This is a genomic window from Pseudoalteromonas sp. McH1-7, assembly GCF_013366255.1.
In the GTDB taxonomy this organism is placed as follows: Bacteria; Pseudomonadota; Gammaproteobacteria; order Enterobacterales; family Alteromonadaceae; genus Pseudoalteromonas; species Pseudoalteromonas peptidolytica.
Genome location: NZ_JABWPQ010000002.1, coordinates 128744 through 153653, shown reverse-complemented (window position 1 = coordinate 153653; position 24910 = coordinate 128744). Strand labels below are relative to the sequence as shown.

Below are 24910 nucleotides of genomic sequence, written 5' to 3'. Positions count from 1 at the left end.
TAATTAAGCGGTCTATTTTGAGGCGAGAAAATCTTGTCGATAACGCCGCTACCGCGTCCTGCTTTCGCTAAGGTACCTACATCCATATAGGCAAGGCAAAAATTTTGCTATTTAGTTGTTCTAAATAAGAAATCTTTAACGCTGTTAGCGTCAGATTTACTCCTTCAAATTGAGCAAGTATTAAGTCAAATTGGTATTATTACCTTTTAATACGTATAACTATATATCTTGTAGCAGAGCATAGACGTATGAGCACCTATATTTAGGTCTATTAAAATCGCCAGTTCAAGTTTGCCCACCATGTTCTACCAGGCTCGTTGATCCTCGCTATTTGCTCATAGCCACTTACCGCAGCACCAGAGCGGCTCAAATGTTCTGCGTATGTTTTATCAAGTAAGTTGTCAATACCGGCACTGAGCTGAATAGCATTGTTATATTGATAGCTAGTATTTAATGCGAAAGTACCAAAACCGGCTGTGGTTGATGTATCTTGCCCGGCAATATTGCCTTGCCCAATAGCGATTCTGTGTTGGCGCTTAACAAGTCGTACAAGACCACCTATTTGCCATTTGTCTGACAGCTCCTGCGTTGCGGCAAATCGCAGTTGCAAAGGCGGCTGCTGTGCCAGTGCTGTATTATCGGTCAAATTGTTACCTTTAACATAATCAAGGCTGCTGGTTAATTGTAGTGCCTTACTGACTTGCCATCTTATTTCCGCTTCAAAGCCGAATGTTTCAGCATCAATATTACGCGTCACTTTTGAAGTCATATTCATTTTTTTGAACATATTGTCAATCAACAAATAGTCATCAATTTGATTATAAAATGCAGAGGCACTGAGATTAATGTCTTTAAATTGATGAACAACGCCAACATCTAATTGCGTTGTCTTTTCTGTTTCGACATTAAAAGCCGAAATGGCTGTTTCACTGCCTCTATTGCTGCCAACCACTTCCCAGTAGTCTGGAAAACGCTCGGTTCTTCCTAAACCAATAAAGTAGCTACTGTTTTCAGATTGCGCTTGATAGCGAGTAAAGCCACTATATAAGGTGTCTTCTCTTGTTTGATTCGCTGTTGGGTTAGGTTTCATTGTCATCATCGCACTTATCATGGTGCGGTGATCCTCACTTTTCCAATCATCAATGCGAAGTCCCGTTACCCATTGGCTTGTATTGCTTAATTCATACTCGAACTCAGCAAACATACCTAACTGCCTAAACTCAGCGTCAAGTTGACGAGGCATTGTCTCTACTGGACTATTATACTGATCACGACTGATCCTGTTGCGGTGTTCGTTTTCTTGATAGTCTAACCCATAAATAAATGTATGTTTGCTGTTGATATCCGAAGTGAGTGTCAGCTTTGCACCATATGTTTTTCGATCAGGGTTAGAAGAAGTTGGCTTTTTCATCATCATGTTGGGGACGAATCGACGCAAGCTATGATTGTCCATGATGTGATCAACATAGTTGTAATAGGCATTAAATTTCAGCTCATCAACCATTTCAGACAAAGCAGATAATTTAATATTCAGACCTATATTTTCTCGGTCAAATAAGCTGCCATCCATCATACGATCTGCATAGGCAACTTCACCATCACTCACGCCATAAGTTAAGGAATAAAATGAGTCATCATCAGGTGTGTAGGCAAACTCTGTATCTATATTCCACCGTTCATAGGCTGAGTGAACATCGACTCCACTGCCGTCCTCGTAGTCATCGGCGTCGCTATAATTCGCTGCGACACGTGCATAACCATTTTGATTGCCAACTTTAATATCTGAATTTACGCTATGGCGACCTTGGCTAGATACCACAGCATTTGCAAAACCTACTATTTCTGATTTATCCAAACGATCAGTTTCACGTTCGAAAACAACCGTTGCTGCACTATTACCTGGACCATAAAGAACGGTTTGAGGCCCTTTTATTACTTTTAAAGTGTCATATGATTGAGGGGTAATATAAGCGGTAGGAGGATCCATTCGATTGCCACAGCCACCAAGCGTTTGTCCATTATTGGCGATAATTGCAATTCTTGAACCAGCCATGCCTCTAAATACCGGATCTGAGCTTGCGCCACCTTTTTTAACCAAAGAGAAACCAGAAATAGAAGACAGTAAATCGGCACCATCTTGTGCTGGGAGAGGCTGGCGTACCGCTTTGGTATCAGTGGAGAGGGTGAGCGGTGTTTGCATTGGAGCAATAATAACAATTCTTTCTATTTCATCTGCACTGGCTGTCGATAAAAGAGAAAGAATACTGAGAGAAAGTAGCGTGCGTTTCATAAGTTCACATTAGTCCATTGTTTTTGTGAGCTTATTTTATCGCTTTCATGATGGTAGTGGGATGCGACAGATTGTCGCAGTCCGCTGCATATTACTCAATGGCTTTTATTTGGGTGTCACTCCATAACTGCGACGATTGATATAGCTGGGCAATGCGCTCAGGTGAGACTCCCAAAGGTTTTGAGACAGTTTCAACATTATCCCAATCTCCTTTTTCCATTGATTCTGCAAGATCTAAGTAAATACCAAACTGACTTGGCTTTTTCAGCAGTGTGGCCTTTATCTCTTGAGATAATGGCAGTTTAGTCAAGAGTGTTGCCATTTCATCATCCAATATTGCATCCATAAGTGACATCATGCCAATAAGAAATGCACTGCCTGTATCAGAAACTTTGCCAGCTTTGGTGGCAACGGCTTCCATAAAGTGAGCTCGTAGTAATGAAAGAGACAGTAGTTCTTTTGGTTTTTCAGTGTTAAGTTGCGATGCAAAAAGTAATGAAATAAGACGCTTTAACTCGATGCTACCCAGTACAACTAATGCTTGTTTTATTGTTGAAATCTCAGCTCTACGTTTAAACACAGCGCTGTTGGCGTAGCGCAATAACTTATAACTAAGATTCACATCACGCTCAAACACTTGCGTAATTCGTGCAAGATCAGGCTCGACACTTGACGTTTCATACAGAAGCTCCGCCATTGCAAGTTCTGAAGGCGCTAATGCTTTGGTTTTTACCATTTCTGGTTTAGCAAAAAAGAAGCCTTGAAAGAATTTAAAGCCAAGAGATTTAGCCAATTCAAATTGTTCGTATGTTTCTACTTTTTCGGCAACTAAGTCAATGTTAGGGAAATCTTTAATGGCTGCTTTGATGATATTGATTTGGTCTGTGCTGGTAGAGAGAAAGTCGACTTTTATTTGATCAACATAAGGAAAAAAATGCCGCCATACATTTTGGTGTTGGTAATCGTCTAATGCGAGTGTATAACCTTTTTCTTTTAGTTCTTTAACGTGTGCGAGCAGTCTTTTTCCTGGCTGTACTGTTTCCAGTATTTCCACAACGACCTGCTCTGGGGATAGCATTTGGGCGTAACCTTTGGATAAAGTTTCCAGCGTAAAGTTAATATAGGCAGGGTGTTGATTGGTCAAATCATCAAGACCAAAAGTGAACTGGCTGCCTTCAATCAGGCGGCTTGTGGCCTCATCGCCATCTATCTCGGGAAATACATTATTCAGACTGTCTCTGAATAATAATTCGTAGCCAATCAACTCCCTTTGGACATTAAAAATGGGCTGACGAGCCGTGTAAAAATACATAAATACTACCGTCCAAACAAAATGATATTGGCTTTAATATAAGGTAAAAGTGCTACGAGGTCACGCAGGGAAACATAGTTTGTAATGATTGAGTAAAGTATGCACTAGCCAAATGTGTAAACCTCACGCTGAAAGCGCGTCATCACCTTCAAAGTGTGCTGGCTAGATCATAGAGTAACCTTCAGTGACTAAAAATGAAGAGTCAGCTCATTTTGCATCCAAACGTCAGATCCCTGAACGCTTCAAAGGAAGATATAGCAAAGTACACTGGTCTCAGGAGGTTGGGTGAGAAGTAGCAGCATGTTATAGTGATCCTTTATGTTTTGGCTTTTATTCAAAGTGAGTTATAAATCAAATAATTGAGCACTATAAAGCTCACATTTGGAGAAGAGCCCAACTTACTTAGGAGGCTAAATTGGAGATAGGTACGATAATCTCACTTGCACTTTACTTCATTGCAATGTTGGGAATAGGGTTGTACGCATATAAAAAGTCCACCAGTGATGTGTCAGGTTATATGCTGGGTGGTCGCAGCTTACCCCCTAGCGTAGCGGCATTGTCAGCAGGTGCTTCAGACATGAGTGGCTGGATTTTGATGGGTCTGCCCGGTGCGATGTTCTTAACTGGATTCAGTAGTACATGGATTGCAATTGGCCTTGTGATTGGGGCATGGTTAAACTATTTACTGGTTGCACCACGTCTAAGGGTTTATACAGAGTATGCCAATGATGCAGTAACAATCCCTGACTACTTTGCCAATCGTTTTGAGGACAAGGGTAATGCACTAAGAATTGTGTCGGCTTTGGTTATCATCATATTCTTCACGCTTTACACCTCATCGGGTGTAGTTGCTGGTGGTAAGCTGTTTGAAAGCTCATTTGGACTTAGCTATGAAAGCGGAATGTATATTACTACTGGGGTAGTCGTTCTTTATACGTTATTTGGTGGCTTTTTGGCAGTTAGTCTGACCGACTTTGTTCAAGGCTGCATCATGTTTATTGCTCTTATCTTGGTGCCACTGGTAACCTTCTCGCTATTGGATAACCCTCTTGGGCAAACCCTGAATGAATTAAATCCAACCATGTTAACTTGGATTGGTTCAGCGGGCGCAATTGGTATTGTTTCTGCAATGTCTTGGGGTCTTGGCTATTTTGGTCAACCACATATTATCGTACGTTTTATGTCAGTTCGAAGCGTAAAAGATATGCCTACAGCACGTCGGATCGGAATGACTTGGATGATAGTTGCAGCTTTAGGTGCGGTTGGTACTGGTTTATTCGGCGCAGCTTATGCTCACGAAAAGGGCATTGTAGTGGAAGATGCAGAAACCATCTTCTTAATTTTGTCTCAACTACTTTTCCACCCCCTGATTGCTGGCTTCTTGTTAGCAGCAATTCTAGCGGCAATAATGAGTACAATCTCATCTCAGTTGTTGGTTAGCTCGAGCTCATTAACAGAAGACTTTTATAAGATTTTTATTCACAGAGCAGCCACAGATAAAGAGTTAGTGCTGATTGGTCGTATTAGTGTTGTGGTTGTAGCGCTAGCTGCGATTTATTTGGCATATGACAGAGATAGCTCAATTTTAGATTTAGTAAGTAATGCGTGGGCAGGGTTTGGTGCAGCATTTGGTCCACTTGTATTGCTTAGTTTGTTCTGGTCTCGTATGAATTTTGCGGGTGCCCTTGCCGGTATGATTTCAGGCGCAGTGACAGTATTGGTTTGGATCTACGGACCATTTACTTATAACGGTGAGCCGCTTAGTGCGACACTATATGAAATTGTTCCGGGCTTTGTCGTCGCAACAGCTGCAATTATTGTGGTTAGCTTAGTGACAAAAGAGCCAAGTAAAGCAATTACAACACTCTTTAATAAAGTAGAAAATGCGCTAGATTAAGCGAGTGCAAGGCGGGCTGTAAACAATGTTTGCAGCCTACTTTTTTGTAATTAATCTGAGCTGCGAATAATTAATGTCTTTCTAACAGCCAGTTTTAGCGTTAACTGTGTTGAGTTCACTTCCAATGGCCGACTATTGATGCGTAAATTCGCCTTGCCTAGAGGATTTAGGTACCTTAGCGAGAGTAGGACGTAAAAGCAGTGTTTTCCTACTGTGTTTTTAGGTGTAACAGAAGCGCTAATATCGCCGCGATGGGAGTCGTAACTAAGCCTACCCAGCCGCCGGTGTAAAGCACTGCTAAAATCATGCCTATATCAACTCCTGCTACTGAGCAGTTTGCTGTCTCTCTTTGTGATACGTTACACTTTAAAATACTTGTGAACAATTCGGCGAGGATTAATCCTAAAAGCGGCAAAAGTGCGACTATGGCACAGTAAAATAATATCCGTCTAAAATTTTGCGTTTTCATGAATATATCCCTATAAATCTGAAATGTTATGCTAGCTTCGTTACTGAAAACTAGAAAGTCTAATCATCGAAGGTAAAACTGGCTGATGAAAAAGTCAACATAGATAAATGCAGCGTGTTACAAGGTGCATCGAGCATTCGTTTTTTTGTTATAATCTGCTAATTATCAGCACAATTATACCATTGGCAATTAATGACATTTAACGAATTACAACTTCACCCAGAACTTCTAAGCGCGATTACTGAGCTTGGATTTGAGTCGCCGACACCTATTCAACAAAAGAGTATTCCACAGATCTTAAGTGGTAATGATCTCATAGCAAGTGCTCAAACTGGAACCGGTAAGACCGCCGCTTTTATGCTTCCGATTTTGCATCGTATGCTAAGTGCCTGTGTAAAGAGTGAAAAATCAGTCAGAACTTTGGTGTTAACACCCACTCGTGAGCTTGCGCAGCAAGTGGCTGAACACACGGAGAAATTGCTGAGCCATTCTCACTTGAATGTTGTGTGTTTATATGGAGGGGCGAATATCGGTCCTCAAGAAAAGCGGTTGAAGGCAGGAGTGGATATTGTTGTTGCTACGCCTGGACGTTTACTCGATCATTTAATAAAGGGCACTTTAACGCTCAAGAATATTCAACATTTGGTTTTTGATGAAGCCGATCGCATGTTAGATATGGGCTTTATGGGTGAAATTAAGCGGATCATGCGTACCATGCCGCGTGAGCGTCAAACTCTACTATTTTCAGCAACGGTTGACGATACTGTGCTATCCCAAGTAAAACCTTGGTTAAATAATCCTAAACGAGTGGGTGTTGAAACCCAAAATAGTACCGCGAGCACCGTTACACAAATTTTCTATTCAGTAGACGAAGACCGCAAACGTGAACTTATTTCTCATCTGATTGGCAAAAATAATTGGCATCAGGTACTGGTATTTACGCGCACAAAAAATAGTGCTGATAACTACGCCAAAGAGTTAAATAAAGATGGCCTTAAAACTGCCGCCATCCACGGTGATAAGTCTCAAGGCGCGCGCGATAAAGCACTATCTCAATTCAAGTCAGGCGAAATTCGTGTCTTAGTTGCAACAGACGTAGCAGCTCGTGGCATTGACATTGACTCACTAAACTATGTTTTCAATGCAGAATTACCCTATGTTGCAGAAGACTATGTGCACCGTATCGGTCGCAGCGGTCGCGCCGGGCAAAATGGTCAAGCTATTTCACTTGTGAGTATTGATGAACAATGGCTGCTGGAAGAAATAGAAATTTTCTTAGATGAACGATTTGCGCCGCAATGGCTTCCTGGCTATGAGCCTGATTTAACCAAAGAGCCTAAAGATTCTCGCCGCAACTCCGGTAAGTCCAAAAAGCAACGGGATAAAAAGCGTATTCTTGGTGCACGAACTAAGCGCAGAAAGTAAATAGTTTTCGTTCTACCTTGCAAGGGAAGAAGCTTTTACTAAATGTGCTGGGCAGGCAAATGTAGGCTATGCAATTTGTTACGCAACTTTGCGAATGATTACCTTTGCAACTGCCCACGCTTGCCTCAACTATCGGGTTTTAGACCACTTAATTAAGCTAATCGGTATTACTATCGCTCTCCAGTAAATAAACGCTGATGTGTTTTTCGTGCATACTCATCTGACATACCACCGAGATAGTCTGCCAAAACGCGCATTTGCTGCGTATCATCTCTTGCTTCTTGGTAGAGTGCTTGAGTCGTGTAGGGTAATAAACGCATGGGATCACTGGCAAACACTTCAAATAAATCAATAAGCAGGTTTTGACCACTAAATTCGATTTGCTGCATTTTAGGCTCACGAATAAGTCTCTGATATACAAACAGCTTTAATACTTGCAGTATCTGTTGAAACTCGGAGTCCATCTCAACGGTGAAATGGAGCAATGCTGAGTCAAAATCTGAGTCTTGGACGGTGAGTTTACAGTGCACAATAAATAGGTTTACCAGTTCACCAATTGTGTCTTTACGCTGTGATTCATCTTCTGAAAAAAGGCTCTGTGTGATCCTATCAAGATTATTCTTTAGCCAAGCTGAATCTAGTTTATGTAATTCAGGAAGCGCAAAATTATGCCACTCGGCCTCGTTGAGTGTTTCGGTTGCAATCGCATCCTCTAAATCATGAACCGCATAGGCGATGTCGTCAGCGTATTCCATTATCGCACAATCTAACGACTTAAACTTAGTCTTACGACGGAAGGAGTCTTTCACCTCAGTTTCTTGCAGCTTTGTCTGGTCGTTTTGAGAAAATGGAGAGAGGATCCAGTCAAATACAGATTCGTCACATTGATAGATCCCTTTTGCTGGCAGCCAATCACTCGAGAGTATATATTTTCGACTTTGTGTTTGCGTTGGTTGGTGATACCAGAGTGTGTCGATTAATGCAGGATATTTAATAAATCCGAGTAAGGTGCGGCGTGTTAAGTTCATACCAAAACCTTTGGTATAAGGCTCCAACTTGGTAACAATACGCAAGGTCTGAGCGTTTCCCTCAAATCCTCCGTGATCACGCATTAGATAATTAAGTGCTATCTCACCGCCGTGACCAAAAGGTGGATGACCAATATCGTGAGCTAGACATAACGTCTCAATCAGACTGGTTGAAGGAAAGTGTTCAAATTCAGGGTGATGCTTTCTCAAGTGACGCAGTAACCCGCTTCCTATTTGTGATACCTCCAACGAGTGGGTTAGTCGTGTTCGATAAAAATCATTTACGCCTATGGCCATGATTTGGGTTTTAGCTTGTAAGCGCCTAAAAGCTGCTGCATGGATTATTCTCGAGCGATCTACCTGCCATGCCGAGCGATTGTCATGAGGCCTATTCTTTTTCTGCTCTAAAAGCCGCTGCTGCCAAGCGTTAACCATCATACTACTTGTTCCTTTTTCTTAAATTCAAGATGTCGTCTAAACTTTGTACGATAACTGCACGAAAATTCGCGTTTAATTGCAGCTTTTGATATTATCGGCCGCTATTTTGAATACTGTAAATTATGACGTATTAAGTGGATCTACACCAAATAGTAACAGAAGAAAGTAATTATTATGTGTAGATCATAGCAAGGTTCTGAGAGTAATAAGGAGATAGGCTCTGCTTTAGAACAGCGTCGCAATGGGGAGTAGGTATGCAAGTAAAATTAATTAAACTATTGGTTGCGTTAGTGACGGTTTGGGCGCTCATTTATCCGTTTCTACAAGAGCCAGAGCCTCAATTTACACCTGTAGAAAATGATGAGGAAGAAATTGAGATTGTTAAAGTAGTGCCTGAAAAGCCACTTCACAGTGTCAAGTTACCCAACTTTTCAGCCATTAAAGATATTCAAGCAAAGAAGAAAGCGTTTTTTGATTTTATCAAGCCTCATGTTGAGGCTGAAAACAAGCTGATTTTGGAGCAACGTGCAACACTTGATATCGCACTGATGATGTTACAATTTGGCGAAACACTGACACGTAAACAGGTTGAAAAAGTTGCTGTTATTTTCTCTAAATACGATTTAAAAAATGAGAAAATCAATGAAGCGTCATTAAAAAAAGCACTGCGTCGAGTTGATATCATTCCAAAAGAGCTAGCATTAATGCAAGCGGCTAATGAATCGGCATGGGGAACTTCTCGGTTCGCGCGGATCGGGTTAAATTTTTTTGGACAATGGTGTTACACCAAAGGCTGCGGTATGATCCCAAAGCGCCGTGCTGATGAGGCTGAGCATGAAGTTCGTGCATTCAAGTCAGTACGTGCAGCTGTTAAATCTTATTTTAGAAATATCAATACGCATGAAGCGTACAAGGAGTTAAGAGGAGTACGTGCAGGCTTGAGAGCCGAAAAAGTACCTATAGAAGCAACGGCACTAACCGCTGGTTTGCTTAGCTACTCAGAGCGAGGCGAAGATTATGTTAGTGAACTAAATGATATGATCAGACACAACAGAGCGTATTTTGATGAAGAATAAACTAGTGGTGGCGGTGGCGCTTTTGGTTACTTGGTGGAGCTCGTTTGCTTTTGCTAGTACCGTGACATTTTCTTATGATAGTTTTTATGACCGCCTAAAAGTCGTGAATAAAGGCGAGTTTGAGTTTGCTCGAGTTGGCTTTTATTTAGTCGACACCGTAAGCATGCAGCCTTGCCAAATTAGTAGTGGTAACATTGTGACAGAATCGGCCAATTTTCAGCTATCGTTTACTGAAGAAGCACAATTATTGTTGCCGTTTGACAAAGCGCTTGATAAGGATAAAGCGAAAGTCATTATTGATACCCAAGGTGGCGATACAGAATGCCAGCTAAAAATGCAAATAGAGGCAGAGCTATTTCACGCCGACTCTATTAGCAGGTCTGATTTATACAAGATGCAGATGGAATTTGAATCCTTATTAGCAGATCTGTCAGGTTTCTTTATTAAGCACTTACTATCCTTCCTTTTACCAGAGCATAAAGGGGTGATCGTTACATTTAACGATGATGCGGCTTTAAAAAGTACAGCCACACAGTGTAATACGCAGAACTGCCAAATTAGCATTCCATCAAGCTGGGAGCATAATACAGCGCCTTTTGCAAACGCAGCGGATATTAAATCAGTTCAACCTTGGCTCGCGTTGTAACACTAATTTTAAGTATAGATATGTCACGTTCACTGTGTTGCCAGCTATAGCACAAAAACGCAGTGAACTTTCCCTTACTCATGTTATCACACCAAAAACCTCAGTAATTCCAAACGTCACATAAGTAAGCAATGTGGTGCCCGTTTCCAAGTTTGCCTTATACCCATTAGCTTTAATACTTGCCTGCTCAGTTTGAAGAAGCAAATCAGACGTTAACTGCGTTAAAAATGTCTTATGTAACAACTAAATAACCTGATCTGCGGATAAAGAATGCCTTTCTAGTAGCCAGTTTTAGTGCTAACTGCGATGAATTCACTTCCAATAGCTAGCTATTGGAAGTGAATTTGCCTTGCCTAGAGGGGGAAAGGTACTTCAGCGAGAGTAGGGTGCGGAAGTGGTATTATCGACAAGATTTTCTCGCCTCAAAATAGCAAGCTTAATGAAGTTTATGGTATTGAGCACTCCCCTTTTCAGCTGATATTTTTATTGTTTTTTTATCAATAATATCAATATCTAATTAATCTTGTCATTCATCTTGTATAGTTGTAGGTACAACCCTTAAATGGAAACTTAATGTTAAATAAATGCGTTGTTAAAGTTTCAATGGTGTGTTAATAATGGCTTGATTATTAAAAAAACTACAGAGTAATTATTAACTTAAGGGGAAACAGGATGACCTATAAATTACCACTCAGTGCGCTCTCCATAGCAGTGTTAATCGGCATGAATCAACAAGTTAACGCTGAAGAAACAGAACAAGTAGAACGTATTGAAGTGACAGGTTCACATATTAAGCGTACAGATCTCGAAGGCCCTTCACCTATCCAAAGTTTATCTGCTGCGGATCTTGCATCAACAGGATCAACAGATCTCATCGGTGCATTACAAAAATTACCGGTATCCGGTGCTGGTACATTCAGTACTCAAGGTAACTCGAGCGATGATACCGCTAATGGCGGCTCTAGTGTGGCACTTAGAGGGTTAGGAGCGTCATCGACATTGGTGCTTATAAATGGTCGACGTGTTGCAGTCAGTCCATTTGCAAAAGACATTGAAACGTCATTTGTTGATTTGAATACCATACCAGTATCATCGGTAAAACGTATTGATATTTTAAAAGATGGTGCTTCAGCAACGTACGGCTCTGATGCGGTTGCAGGTGTAATTAATATTATTTTACGCGATGACATAGACGGGTTTGAAGTTGCAGCTAAGCTATCAGACACTGCTGATGGTGGCGCTGATGAGCAAAACTTTACTATTTTGTGGGGATCGTCAACGCAAAATGGTCATCATAACTTTTCACTGGATTACTTTAAGCGTGGCCACTTAACTTATGCTGATCGGGACTATACAGCATCTGCAGATCAACGCTTTAGAGGAGGAAATAACTCCCTAAGTTCGGCGGGTTATCCGGGCAGTGTTGAGGTAGTCAGAAGTATGCTAACGGATGAGCAGTGGGCAAGACTGCCAGTCGTCCGTACTGAAGATGATGGCACTCAAGTGAGACAAACAACTTTTGCTGATATTTGGGGTAACGATACCTGCGATCCTGCGCTAGATATTGGCAATATTTGTCGCTATGACTTTGCGTCACATATGACTGCTATCCCTTCCACAGAGCGTATTAGTTTTAACTACAATGGCGTGCAAGAAATTATGGATGGGGTTGAAGGATTTGCAGAAATCTCAGCTCAACATACATCAACCTTTATTCAAGGTGCAGGCTCTCCAAGCTTCACTGAGTTATTTATGGATGGTGACAACCCAAACCACCCACTATTTAACGATCCGGATCACTTTTTACATGGTGTAGATATTTCAATGCGCCGCCGTACTGTGGATATAGGTAATCGTAAGAAAGATGTTGATTCTGAGTATTATCGTGCAGTACTTGGTGCACGTGGTGAGTGGCAAGCTTGGTCATGGGAAATTGCTTACTCAGCGATTCGCTCAAGTGCAGTAGAGAAAGGCTTTGATGGTTTCCCTAATAAAATAAGAGCACAACAAGCAATTGACGAAGGGCTATGGAATCCATTTGAACCAAGTACTAACACAGAAGCGGGACTGGCATTTTTTGAAACAACGACGACACGTTACGGCGCGTCAACAATGCAGTCACTAGACGGTACGGTGTCAGGTGAATTATTTGAATTTGGTGCAGGTTATGTTGCAGCTGCATTTGGCTTTGAACATCGCTATGAGAAAATAGAGGACAACCCTGATAGCCAGTATATTCGAGGAGAAATCTTCGGTACTGAAGCGACCCAAGCGAATGGTGATCGTGATAACACGGCAATTTTTGCGGAGTTTAGTGTACCGCTACTTGACACGCTAGAGTTACAATTAGCCTTACGTTATGAAGATTACAGTGACTTTGGTACCACTACAGATCCAAAAGTGGCATTCCGATGGGCGCCTCTGGATAGTTTAGTTGTGCGTGGTTCATGGGGTACTGCATTTAGAGCGCCTTCGTTAGTCCAGCTACACCTTGGCAGGACTGACGAATCACCAAGTGTGATTGACCGAGAACGTTGTCGCCAAACTGGTGCAGATGATGACTGTAGCCCTTATGAGTATACTGCTATTGTCTCTGGTAACAAAAACTTGCAACCTGAAGAGTCTGAAAACTATAACTTAGGGGTAGTATGGCAAGCCACTGAAGACTTTAGTATCGGTGTCGACTATTGGAATTATGATCAGGAAGATCTTATCAAGAAGATAGGTGCGCAAAAGTTGGTAGATTGCTGTGGTACTGATCCTAACTTAGTTGTGCGAGCGCCTAACCAAGGTAGTACATTAGGTCGTATTCTAACAATCAACGATACTTTCGTTAATATCGGTGGACGTGAGACGGATGGCTTCGATGTTAATTTAGCATATGCACTAACAACGCAAGAGTTAGGGGAGTTTAAGTTTAATTACAATTTAACTTATGCGTTAAGCTTTGAAGAACAATCGTTTGCAAGTGACGAACAGGGCAATTCATTCAATCTTTCTGAGGATCTAAATGGTGAATACCAACACCCTGAATTTCGCTGGACTGCTGGCGTGGATTGGGCGAGAAACGATTGGCTAGCAAATATCAGTGTTAATTACATCGATTCATATAAAGATCTTGCTGATAGCGAAGGCAATAAGTACAAGATTGACTCTTGGACCACGGTAGATACTAGTGTGAGTTACATCGGTGTTGAAAAGCTGACGGTGACATTAGGTGCATCTAATCTATTTAATGAGGAAGCACCATTAGCGCCATCGGAGTCTATGGGTATTGATAATAAAACGCATAGTATTCTTGGTCGCCAAGCATACGTGAAGTTCGCTTATCAATTTTAATCGCTTGTTTAAGCAAAAAGCCGCACTTTGAAGTGCGGCTTTTTAGTGTTTAGCCTTATCGCTTCGAATAAGGATAAAACTAACTGTAATAATTGGGATCAGGTCTTGACTCTAGAGGTTGTTTCTTCGAGCTCTTTTGCAGCGTCAGGATCATTGAAAACAGCGATATCAAATTCATTTTCTGATTTCGCAACGACACAAGTGACCATACAATCACCAGTGACATTAACAGCAGTTCTCGTCATATCAAGTAATCTATCGACACCGATAATTAACGCAATCCCCTCAACAGGTAGTCCAACTTGATTTAACACCATAGCCAACATAATCAAACCGACACCTGGAACGCCTGCAGTACCAACAGAGGCGAGTGTGGCTGTAAGAATAACCATTAAGTAATCATTTATTGTAAGGTCAACGCCGAAGACTTGGGCAATAAAGACAGTTGCTACCCCCTGCATAATCGCAGTACCATCCATATTGATAGTTGCACCAAGCGGTATAGTAAAAGAAGCAACCGAATTATGCGCACCTAACTTTTTAGTTGCGGTTTCTAATGTGACTGGCATAGTCGCGCTGGAACTCGAGGTGCTAAATGCAAACATGCAGGCATCTTTCATTTTTTTGAGGAAAACAACCGGGCTTAGCCCTGTAAGTAACTTAAACAAAATAGAGTAGTTAATAAACGCATGAATAAGCAGTGCCAAGACTACCACCATAAAGTATTTTCCAAGCTCAACAATTAAGCCCATATCGATGGTAGTAAATAACTTGGCCATCAAACAAAATACCCCGTACGGTGCAACGTTCATCAGTAAAGTGACAAGCTTTAGTACAATAGTGTTTAAATCTTCAAATACTGCAGCCAATCGAGACCCTGCATCCCCACTCAGTGCCATGGCAATACCAAACAGCAGTGCGAACACAATGATTTGCAACATATTGCCGTTAGCCATCGCATCAATTGGGTTGGTTGGGAACATATTGATAATAACTTGAACTAAGGTTGGCGCTTGCTTTGCATCGAACGAGGCTGTGCTGGGTACTTCAACGTCTCCACCTGGAGCAAAAAACAGAGCCAGGGTTATCGCAACTGTAATTGCTATCGCAGTTGTGATCAGATAAAGACCGATAGATTTCCCACCTAATCGGCCTAACTTTTTCGGATCGCTTAGACTACACGTACCACACACTAATGAAATAAAAACTAAAGGAACAACAAGCATCTTTAAGCTTGCAATAAAGATTTGGCCACCGATATGAAACAAACCATCAACAAAAAAGCCTTTAACAGGCAGGTCAAAAAGACCTAAAGGTATCAGTACTTCTTTGCTGTCGCCAAGTATGGTTTGGAGTATAAAGCCTAACGCTACGCCTAATACCATACCTATCATAATGCGCGCCGTTAGGCCCATTTTTTGATTTTCTGACATTGTCCTAACACTATGTATTTTAAAATCCGTAAAGCTTAACAGGCTTAGCGCAGATGAACAGCATTTAGCGATAGAAAATCGAGTTAATCTAATAAAAAATTGTGATTTTATCGCTAAAATTGGGTTACTATTGAGCAATAATAAAATTAACTTAGCTAGGGAGACAGGTAAATGCCCTTGATGCGCTATTTTGGCTTGCTGATAATCGCATTTTTACTGACTGCATGCGGCGGTGGCGGCAGCATTCAAAAAGATACTGACAATGGAAATGGTGATGGTAGTGATGGCACATACGCTATAACATTATCAGGTTCAGACAGCGACGGTAATACAGCAAATACACTTTCGTCCACTTCTCCTCTCATTATTACAGCAACATTAACAAAAGATGGCAGCGCGCTTGCGAACAGTCGCGTTGTTTTTGAAAGCGATGAGTTTGCAGTAATGGAACCTAGTTCAGGTTCAGTGTTAACTGATACAGAAGGGAAAGCTTCGGTTACCCTAAAGGTAACAAATGTGGTTGGAGCTGGTCGCATTACAGCGTCTTATGAACAAGGTAGTAACACAGTATCAAAGACGTTCGATTTTACCTCCCAAGGTGGTGGTGACAACTCAGATAATACGGCCTCAGGTAAGCTTGAGGTGATGCTACTAAGCCAGTGTCCTGTGGGCTGGGATACAAATCGTGACCAAGCAATGATAGATCCAATTGCGGCGGGGTGTACGCGTGTTAATCAGGTGTCATCAAATGAAACTGCTGATATTTTTATCAAGCTCACCTCAAGTCAAACAAGTGATGCAATCGCTAATGCGCTAATTAGTGCTGAAACTACATTGGGTACCATTTTACCTGCAACTGGCACAGCGTTAACTGATAATTTTGGTATTGCTATCTTAAAGTTTCAACCTGGAAATCAAGGTGGTGCAGGGACGATAACCGTAAATTCACCAGACTATGTTGATGTTACCCAAGCAATTAACTTTAACGTCGGTGTTGCGCAGCTAAATGTGTCTATTGATAACGGCCTGGTTGATGGCGATGGCGTTCAACAACAGCTTTCAGCTGGTGGTAGTACCGTGATTACCGTAACGCTGAAAGACCAAAATGGTGCCTTGATTAATAGCGCATTTGAGGTGGCATTTAGTTCCCCCTGTTCATCTGCTACACCGGCTTTGGCCGAACTTGATGAAAGTGTGAACACGTCAAACGGTATTGCACGCTCTACTTACCGCGCTAAAGGCTGTCAAGGTGAAGACCGCATTTCAGTGACCATTCAAAACGGTAGTTCGCCAATTAACAAAGAAACCACGATTGAGATCGACAGTGCACTTGCACAGGCCGTACAGTTTTTGCCAGAAGAAGAAGGCTTCAACCAGTTTATTGCTTTACCTCCAGGCGAAGGGGGCTTGCCGACGCAATCAGTCGTGAGCTTTAAGCTAGTCGATGAAGACAATCTTGCAATTCCCCGTGCTCGTGTTGATTTCAGGTTATCTGATGAGCAAGGCTTGGCCTCTCTTACGCAAATTACGGGTAATACCAATGCTAATGGTATTGTGAGAACTACAGTTAAGTCAGGTATCGTACCTGGGCCACTTGTTGTTAGTGCATGTTATATCCCAGAAGAATCTTACGTTAACTTGCCAGATGGTGACGCAATAACTTGCTGGACAGATATTGCAAAGGCATGTAACGATACTGATGCCACAAACGATGATGTTCGTTGTCCTACCGGCGTTATGCATACAATCCCACTAAGTGAACAGATTTTTGGTGTGTCTTCAGGCTTAATATTAAGCTCTGGTGTTACCGATCAAGATACATTTGATGCCTCTCCAACCACGTTTAATACCAATTCACTTAATTATAATGGGGTAACCACCGATATAAGGTTATTTTTTGGCGATCAATTCAACCAATTTAATGCCGACGGGGTCGCTGCAACCGTTATTGCAGAGGCTGGGGCAATAGGTAGCCTTGATTCTGATACTACGTATGACTGCCGAACCAACAATGCTTCTTGTTCTGTAGTTTGGCGTAGTCAAGGTGTTCGTCCTTTTACTGATCCGAAGTGGGGCAATCGGCTAAATAGTATTCCACCTCGTAAGGCTGGCGTAGTTCCTAACACTTCAGAAAACTGGAATTGTGATCCATACTTTGGCCAAGCTGCTCCTTGTATTGATGGCATGAAGAGACAAAAAGATGCACCATTAGAAGGAACAGACCCGTTTGCTGACGATCGGATTGTTATGGGTGCTCGAGTGAGTGTGCTAGCTTTCGTTAAAGGTCAAGAGACTTATGTTGACAAACCATCAAGCGATGGTGTTTCACGTCGAAATGGTCAATTTGATATTGGTGAGTTCCGCGAAGAATTTGACTTATCAGAAGCATTCCTTGATACCAATGAAAACTTCCGCTTTGATGAAGCGATATGTGACACGTCACCTAATACAGGACCTTGTTCACCAACGGGAACAAGTACCGGTGGACATGATGATATTTGGATCGACAACGATAATAACGGCTTTTTTAATCAGCCAGATGGTCGTTATAATGGCTTACTATGCTCACCAGAAGCTGAGGGTGATGCAAAGGGGCAGTGCTCAAGAGAGTTGGTAAATGTATATAGTCAGTTTGAACTTGTGATGTCTGGTGATGACGTATATACACGTTTCACTGTTGCAAAAGACGGTGTAGATGGAAGTTGCACAAGCTCTAGAGGATTGGTACTCGAAGTATCAGATAGTAGTGTACGTTGTGACATAGAGTCAGTTGACTTTACTGCACAAAATGCTTGGCAATCGGTACCAATCACAATTTATTTTTCAGATATATTTGGTAACCCACTACCTGCTGGTACCGAAATTGAGGTATCAACGAATAACGGCGAATTAGCGTCAGGTACTGTCACCTCTGCGGTTGGAAATACTAACACCGATATCGCACAAAGTATTACTGTAACACTGGTGCAGGAAACAGAACCAAATAATAAAAGGGACGGGTTTTTAACGATTAAATTTACCTATCCTGCCCTTGGGGATTCATCTGAGCAAAAGTCGGAGTCTGTAGGTATATTTGTCAGAGACGCAGGTTAATTCTACAAATGCCAACTTTCGGGTTGGCATTTTTCTTTCTATTCCTTTATATTCCCGTGCCTTAACCTTATATAAAAGAAAGTGTCCCTAAATTGGCTGTTTATTGTACATAAATTGGATAATAATTCAGTGATCAGGGAAAAGTTCGTATATTTAGCTTGTAACAATAGGTGTTTGTAGATATACCTATAAGTAATTCAACGCCCAAGTAAGGGCAAACACAGACAGAATCGGTCAAAAATAGGCAGCTATGGGCAAATCGCTAGTAATTGTAGAGTCTCCCGCGAAGGCAAAAACAATCAATAAATACCTCGGCAAGGACTACATTGTTAAATCCAGTGTGGGTCATGTTCGAGATCTTCCTACTTCAGGCGCAGGCAAAACAAAAGGTTTGGCAACTAAGTCGCCAGCTGAAGTACGCAAAATGTCACCTGAAGAAAAAGCGCAATACAAAAAGCAAAAAGACTATGCAAACTTGGTTGCGAGGATGGGGATTGACCCTGAAAAGGGTTGGGAACCGCATTACGAAATTTTGCCTGGTAAAGAAAAGGTAGTTCAAGAGCTACAAAAACTTGCTGAAGATGCAGACCACATCTATCTGGCGACGGATTTGGATAGAGAAGGGGAAGCGATTGCTTGGCACCTTGAGCAAATCATTGGCGGTGATGAAAGTAAATACAAGCGCGTGGTATTTAATGAGATCACCAAAAATGCGATAAAGCAAGCTTTTGAAGATCCAGGTGAGCTAAATACTGACATGGTATATGCACAACAGGCAAGACGATTCCTTGACCGTGTTGTGGGCTTTATGGTTTCGCCATTGCTTTGGCAAAAGGTTGCCAGAGGGCTGTCTGCTGGTCGAGTGCAATCAGTTGCAGTAAGATTACTTGTTGAACGAGAGCGTGAGATAAAAGCATTTATTCCAGAAGAGTTTTGGGATATTCACGCAGATGTTAAAGCAACAAAAGATGATATTCGCCTAGCGGTTACTAAGTTTAAAGGCGAAGCATTTAAACCAGTAAATAAAACGCAGGCTGATACTGCTGTACAAGTGCTCGAAAACAGTGCTTACGAAGTCGTCAAAGTTGAAGAAAAGCCAAGTAAGAGTAAGCCGAGTGCGCCATTTATTACCTCGACAATGCAGCAAGCGGCAAGTACTCGCTTAGGTTATGGGGTTAAGAAGACCATGATGCTAGCCCAGCGTCTCTATGAAGCTGGTTACATTACCTACATGCGTACCGATTCGACAAACCTATCCAATGACGCGCTTGAAATGTGTCGCGGCTACATCGAAAACGAGTTTGGTAATAAATATTTGCCGGATGGTCCACTGCGCTACTCGGCGAAAGGAAATGCACAAGAAGCACACGAAGCCATTCGTCCTTCAGATGTAAACGTGTTGTCTGGTCATCTTGATGGCGTGGAAGCGGATGCTAAAAAACTGTATGAGCTGATTTGGCGTCAATTTGTGGCCTGCCAGATGACCCCAGCTGAGTATGATCTAACGACGCTTACCGTGGCGGCAGAAGACTACACCTTGAAGGCTAAAGGCCGCGTACTTAGGTTTGACGGTTGGACTCGTGTACAACCTTCAGTTCGTAAGAAAAATGAAGAAGATCAAGCACTACCAAGTGTAAGTGTGGGTGATAAACTCAACTTGATTGCATTAGACCCGAAACAACACTTTACAAAGCCACCAGCGCGATATAGTGAAGCAAGTTTGGTTAAAGAGCTAGAAAAGCGAGGTATTGGCCGACCTTCTACCTATGCTGCTATTATCTCGACCATTCAAGATAGAGGCTATGTACGTGTAGAGAATCGACGTTTTTATGCCGAGAAAATGGGTGAAATTGTTACCGATCGCTTGGTGGAAAACTTCAACGACTTGATGAACTTTGATTTCACTGCGAAGATGGAAGGTCGACTGGATGATATTGCAGAAGGTGAGCGGGTTTGGACGCAGGTACTAGACAAGTTCTATGCTGATTTTTCTCATCAGTTAGAAATTGCTGCCGGTGATGAAAATGAAGGCGGAATGCGACAAAATGTTATGGTAGAAACAGACATTGACTGCCCAACTTGTTCAAGAAAAATGGGGATCCGTACAGCTTCAACCGGTGTTTTCTTGGGTTGTACTGGTTATAATTTGCCCCCCAAAGAACGTTGTACCACAACAATTAACCTTGTATCAGGTGATGAAGCTGTTGCAGCAGATGCAGATGAAGAGGCAGAAGCTGAGTCACTTCGTCACATGAAGCGCTGCCCTATTTGTGAAACAGCGATGGACTCGTACCTCATTGATGAAACCAAAAAGCTTCATGTCTGTGGTAATAATCCTGCATGTAAGGGTTATGTGATTGAAACTGGTTCATTCAAAATCAAAGGCTATGATGGCCCTGTTATTGAGTGTGACAAGTGTGGCGCGGATATGCAGCTTAAATCTGGGCGATTTGGCAAATATTTTGGCTGTACCAACGAGTCGTGCAAAAATACGCGAAAATTATTGAAAAATGGTGAGGCTGCGCCACCTAAGGAAGATCCAGTTCCATTACCTGAATTAGAGTGTGAAAAATCAGACGCGCATTTCGTGCTACGTGATGGTGCATCTGGTATTTTCTTAGCGGCGCATACGTTCCCTAAATCGCGAGAAACAAGGGCACCAAAAGTTGCAGAGCTTAAACGCTTTAGAGATAGAATTTCGCCAAAATTTTATTATTTGGCTGACGCACCAGAGCAAGACTCAGATGGAAACTTGGCAATTGTGCGTTACTCAAGAAAAACCAAGACTCAATATGTAATGACCGAAGTAGACGGCAAGGCTACTGGCTGGAAGGCAACTTACAGCAATGGTAAATGGGTTGAGGAAGAAAAGGCGACACGTAAGAAAAAAGCCTAACCGCTTTTAAGAACATAAGGCTGCTCAACCTCTTGAGCAGCCTCTTACCTGCATATGTTACTGCGATTTGATTTCTACATCTTTGACTTTTTGATATCCAGTCGCTTGTAATTCATCGTTAACACAGCTTAGTACATACCTTTTTAGTTCGGAGGCTTGTACCTCATCATCTTTTGCCCAATCAAGGCACATTTCAGTTAGCTCTTGAACCAAGTCTGCGGGTGCAACTGGTAACTCATCGTTTGCCTTTAGCAAAGTAGAAGCAAATAAAGACAGAGCGATTAATGATGAAGTTAAGGTTTTCATTCGTTTTACCTGTTAATTGAAAGAACAAGTACGTTTTAAAGCAAAAATTAAAATAAAGAAAACGAATTAATTTTGTCTTAAAGAGCAAAAAATTGATTTAAGTTATGAACAATGAAACGTGAGAATTAGGATTCATAATGCTACATTTAGCAGTTAAATGTAATCTTTAGAACAAGGTAATGAGTAATAATATGGAACAAGATGTTAGGTCTAAAAGTGAGCAGCCCAATCGCTACGAACACCTTTTAGAGCGAACTCTTTTTAAAGGTAGATGGCTTCTAGCTCCTTTTTTTGTTGGTTTGTTATTAGCGATAGTACTGCTGCTATTAAAGTTCTTTAAGCAGCTCTATGTCATGACTATCACCGCGCTTAGCGCGACAAATCAAGAGCTGTTAATTGGTATTTTGACACTGGTTGATACTGCTCTTTTGGCAGGGCTATTAATCATCATTATTTTTAGTGGGTATGAAAATTTTGTTTCGAAGTTAAATGTTGAACCGCAAGAAGATAAGCCTACCTGGATGGGAAAGGTTGGGTTTTCTGGCCTCAAAATCAAGCTTATTAGTGCCATTGTGGCTATCTCAGCCGTAGAACTATTAAAAGTATTTATTCACTCTCACGAGTTAACCAGCGAACAACTCGCATGGAAAGTTGGGATCCATATCACTTTTGTTATTTCTGGGGTGTTATTCTCTGTGACAGACTTTATAAACAGTCGGACGCATTCCCACTAAGCGTTACTCAACCTTTTTACTTGCATATAAAAGTAGCAAGCTGATAGCTATACAGTAGCCAAACATCACAAGTACGCTACTGATAGCTTGATGATGCTCTAAAAGGTAAGTTTTTAGAGCACTGTCTAAAACCAGAGCGAACATGCAGGAGAGTGAGAGTGAAATAGTATTGTTAACAATACTGCCAAGGGCAATACACAGCATAAAACTGGATACTGAGCCTGCAAAAATGAGAATATAAACGGAGTAAGGTTGTAGTGCAGACAAGCTGTCGCAAACAAGTATGATAATAAGTTGATATAGTGCCAGGCATAGAGCCAGTTTGCATGCGGCAATGTGATATGCCCGTTTAATGGAAGTCAGGCTCGAGTAGATAGGAAGCAAATAAAGTTGATCCCAGCTCATCCTAGTTTGTAGCTTTGACCAACACACGAAAATCGCAACCATAATTGTCAGCACATCCATAAACATCATCAAAAACTGAGAGTTGGCATCAAAAAACACGGCGGCAATTATTGCAAGGAGACCTGCTAACACAAAAAGTTGGCAGGTTTGTAGCAGCAAGTTTCCAGAAAAATAACTCATAGGCATCAAAAAATGCCGAAACTTCTGTGTCAACCAAGCTGGCGTGAAAGTATGAACAGGTAGTAACCCCGTTTGAATATTATTAAGGTAGGTTTGATAGGCCTCTGGGTGCCAGTGGCAGTTTTTTTGCCTTGTAAAAATGAAGTATAAAGCAATGAGGCTCGGTGGGATCGCTAACGCGGCTAATGTAGTTGGTTGGTGACCAAAAAACATAGCAGCCATTAAAAGCAGCATAAAGAAGTAACTATTGTGCTTAAAGTGGCGACTGCTTCTTTGCGTGAGCAAAAAGAAGTAGCCGCAGTATGCGCTGGCAAATAGCATGCTACAGATAACCTCAAGCACCGGTTGGTTTATCATAGCTAGCGCATTGAACGCGTAGCCAAGTAATAAAATAAGTCCACCTTGCTTGTAAACATGATGCTTGAGCGCAGGGAATAACATTGCTCCTTCTTGCGCCTGAAGTTTGACAACTTGCCAGCAGAACGCCATCCATAAAGCACTAAGTGAGAAAACTAAAGCAAAACTTTGAAGATGTTGATCTGCTATCATGAACGCAAAAGGAGACACTAATGCGCCTAATACGCCAGGAATGAAGAAGTTGGCGGAGCCACATTCTTTCATCCACAGTCCAGAGAATCCTGACCAGTAATTTGCCTTGCCGATGAATCTCATTGATGTAGCTCCACAAAAAGCTGCTCAAGATTTGTGATGTTATGTTCAGGTTTTTTGGATCTTAAGTTACAGGAGCTTGCTTGATATACGGTAGAACGCTGAGACTGATGAAGTATTGTGGCTCCGGGTAAAGGGTCGCTGGCGCTATTTGGAACAATTTTGATCTGTTCTTTTAAGCTGTCGAGTTCTCCCGAAACGAGTACCTCTCCGTCTTTGATGATTGCAATATGGCTCGCGATACGTTCGACATCTGAGGTGATATGGGAAGAGAAAAGCACCCCTGAACCTGCTTCCAATGCCAACTCAAACAAATCACTCATAAAAGCTCGGCGTGCAATGGGGTCTAAGCTGGAAACGGGTTCATCCAAAATCAGTAACTGTGGACGGTATGACATAGCCATGATAAGCGCTAAGCTTTGTTGCTGTCCACCAGAAAGGTTACTCACTAGCGCGTTGCCATCAAGCTCAAGTCGCGATAGCCATGTTTGCTCTAGCGTACTGTCCCAGTTAGGGTAAAAGCTTTTGTGTAGTGCCAGTGCATCATTGACTTTAAATCCTTGATAGCCACACGGTTGTTGGGGTACATATCCGATTCTTTGCTTGCATGCAGGACTAAGCTGCCGATTGTCACTGTCTAAACACCTTACGACTCCCGTGTTTTGTGAGATCAGGCCAAGGGCGATACGTAATAATGTGGTTTTACCCGCACCATTTCGCCCCAATAACCCCATCACCATACCCGGCTCAATAATAAGGTTGATATTGTTTAAAACAGCTTTACCTGCAAACTGCTTATTTACTTGATCAAATTCTAGTAGTGGGCTTGTCATTATTCTTGTTCCCAGTTTTTATCTATCAATGATAACAACTCTGTTTTACTTATCCCCAGTTGCTTAGCGTCAGTGATTAAAATACTTAAATTTTTTTGCAGAAGGTTGTCCGTTTGTTGCATGGCTAGTTGCTTTGCTACCCGGGTTGGCTGACCGCGTCTGCGTTCAAGCCAACCTTGATCTACTAGTTGCCCAATTGCACGAGATACTGTCATGGGGTTGACTGCAAAGTACTCTGCAAGTTTTCTCACCGAAGGCAATTCGTCTCCGGGATGTGCTTTACCAGACACGATTAACCGCACTATTTGATCAAATAGCTGTTTGTATATGGGCTCTGCGCTGTTGGGGTTGACATGAATAAGATCTAGCATTACTCTGATTCTACTGTATTAATACAATAATACACTGATACACTGATACACTCATTTAAAGTTAGCATAC

17 protein-coding genes are annotated in these 24910 nt (G+C 41.9%); 8 read left to right on the top strand and 9 right to left on the bottom strand.

Going from position 1 to position 24910, the window contains the following annotated elements:
- Positions 1–271: 271 nt before the first annotated feature.
- Both HUZ36_RS01925 and HUZ36_RS01920 read right to left on the bottom strand, forming a co-directional pair.
- The gene (locus HUZ36_RS01925; RefSeq protein WP_176031862.1) at positions 272–2290 is read right to left on the bottom strand and encodes a TonB-dependent copper receptor; all 2019 of its coding nucleotides are present in this window, start codon (positions 2288–2290) and stop codon (positions 272–274) included.
- 91 nt (positions 2291–2381) lie between these two features.
- Positions 2382–3602, bottom strand: a complete 1221-nt coding sequence (locus HUZ36_RS01920; protein WP_128729891.1) for an EAL and HDOD domain-containing protein — start codon at positions 3600–3602, stop codon at positions 2382–2384.
- A 415-nt stretch (positions 3603–4017) separates the two neighbouring features.
- Between HUZ36_RS01920 and putP the strand changes: the two genes are divergently transcribed.
- On the top strand, positions 4018–5499 hold the full coding sequence (gene putP, locus HUZ36_RS01915; protein ID WP_176031861.1) for a sodium/proline symporter PutP: 1482 nt from the start codon (positions 4018–4020) through the stop codon (positions 5497–5499).
- 208 nt (positions 5500–5707) lie between these two features.
- On the opposite strand, the gene HUZ36_RS01910 is transcribed toward putP, so the two are convergent.
- Entirely contained in the window at positions 5708–5968 is a 261-nt protein-coding gene (locus tag HUZ36_RS01910) for a hypothetical protein (protein WP_176031860.1), read from the bottom strand.
- A gap of 192 nt (positions 5969–6160) precedes the next feature.
- Here HUZ36_RS01910 and HUZ36_RS01905 point away from each other — a divergent pair, with 192 nt between their 5' ends.
- Positions 6161–7393 carry a DEAD/DEAH box helicase gene (locus HUZ36_RS01905; protein ID WP_176031859.1) on the top strand — a complete coding sequence of 411 codons (1233 nt, stop codon included), beginning with the start codon at positions 6161–6163 and terminating at the stop codon, positions 7391–7393.
- Positions 7394–7563: 170 nt separating this feature from the next.
- Here the strand turns inward: HUZ36_RS01905 and HUZ36_RS01900 are convergent, their stop codons facing one another.
- On the bottom strand, positions 7564–8856 hold the full coding sequence (locus HUZ36_RS01900) for an anti-phage deoxyguanosine triphosphatase (protein ID WP_176031912.1): 1293 nt from the start codon (positions 8854–8856) through the stop codon (positions 7564–7566).
- A gap of 257 nt (positions 8857–9113) precedes the next feature.
- On the opposite strand from HUZ36_RS01900, the gene HUZ36_RS01895 reads away from it, so the two are divergent.
- From HUZ36_RS01895 to HUZ36_RS01885, 3 genes are all read left to right on the top strand, one after another.
- On the top strand, positions 9114–9935 hold the full coding sequence (locus HUZ36_RS01895; RefSeq protein WP_176031858.1) for a glucosaminidase domain-containing protein: 822 nt from the start codon (positions 9114–9116) through the stop codon (positions 9933–9935).
- Positions 9925–10581, top strand: coding sequence for a DUF2987 domain-containing protein (locus HUZ36_RS01890; RefSeq protein WP_176031857.1), 657 nt, complete (start codon positions 9925–9927; stop codon positions 10579–10581). The genes HUZ36_RS01895 and HUZ36_RS01890 overlap by 11 nt, the downstream gene beginning before the upstream one ends.
- Before the next feature lie 672 nt (positions 10582–11253).
- Positions 11254–13920: a TonB-dependent receptor plug domain-containing protein gene (locus tag HUZ36_RS01885; protein WP_176031856.1), complete on the top strand. Its 2667-nt coding sequence runs from the start codon at positions 11254–11256 to the stop codon at positions 13918–13920.
- A gap of 98 nt (positions 13921–14018) precedes the next feature.
- Here the strand turns inward: HUZ36_RS01885 and HUZ36_RS01880 are convergent, their stop codons facing one another.
- Positions 14019–15353 carry a dicarboxylate/amino acid:cation symporter gene (locus HUZ36_RS01880; RefSeq protein WP_176031855.1) on the bottom strand — a complete coding sequence of 445 codons (1335 nt, stop codon included), beginning with the start codon at positions 15351–15353 and terminating at the stop codon, positions 14019–14021.
- 171 nt (positions 15354–15524) lie between these two features.
- Between HUZ36_RS01880 and HUZ36_RS01875 the strand changes: the two genes are divergently transcribed.
- A complete protein-coding gene (locus HUZ36_RS01875) occupies positions 15525–18446 on the top strand; it encodes a hypothetical protein (protein WP_176031854.1) in 2922 nt (973 codons plus the stop codon).
- Positions 18447–18696: 250 nt separating this feature from the next.
- Entirely contained in the window at positions 18697–21342 is a 2646-nt protein-coding gene (topA, locus tag HUZ36_RS01870) for a type I DNA topoisomerase (protein WP_176031853.1), read from the top strand.
- Positions 21343–21399: 57 nt separating this feature from the next.
- Here topA and HUZ36_RS01865 read toward each other — a convergent pair whose 3' ends face one another.
- On the bottom strand, positions 21400–21648 hold the full coding sequence (locus HUZ36_RS01865) for a hypothetical protein (protein ID WP_176031852.1): 249 nt from the start codon (positions 21646–21648) through the stop codon (positions 21400–21402).
- 179 nt (positions 21649–21827) lie between these two features.
- Here HUZ36_RS01865 and HUZ36_RS01860 point away from each other — a divergent pair, with 179 nt between their 5' ends.
- The gene (locus HUZ36_RS01860) at positions 21828–22382 is read left to right on the top strand and encodes a TIGR00645 family protein (RefSeq protein ID WP_125253850.1); all 555 of its coding nucleotides are present in this window, start codon (positions 21828–21830) and stop codon (positions 22380–22382) included.
- 3 nt (positions 22383–22385) lie between these two features.
- On the opposite strand, the gene HUZ36_RS01855 is transcribed toward HUZ36_RS01860, so the two are convergent.
- Genes HUZ36_RS01855 through HUZ36_RS01845 form a run of 3 tightly spaced genes read right to left on the bottom strand, consistent with a single transcriptional unit; the run spans position 22386 to position 24840 of the window.
- Positions 22386–23639, bottom strand: coding sequence for a hypothetical protein (locus HUZ36_RS01855; protein WP_176031851.1), 1254 nt, complete (start codon positions 23637–23639; stop codon positions 22386–22388).
- Entirely contained in the window at positions 23636–24469 is an 834-nt protein-coding gene (locus tag HUZ36_RS01850; RefSeq protein WP_176031850.1) for an ABC transporter ATP-binding protein, read from the bottom strand. The genes HUZ36_RS01855 and HUZ36_RS01850 overlap by 4 nt, the downstream gene beginning before the upstream one ends.
- On the bottom strand, positions 24469–24840 hold the full coding sequence (locus HUZ36_RS01845) for a GntR family transcriptional regulator (protein WP_125253853.1): 372 nt from the start codon (positions 24838–24840) through the stop codon (positions 24469–24471). Before HUZ36_RS01845 ends, HUZ36_RS01850 begins: the two co-directional genes overlap by 1 nt.
- Between the last annotated feature and the right edge of the window lie 70 nt (positions 24841–24910).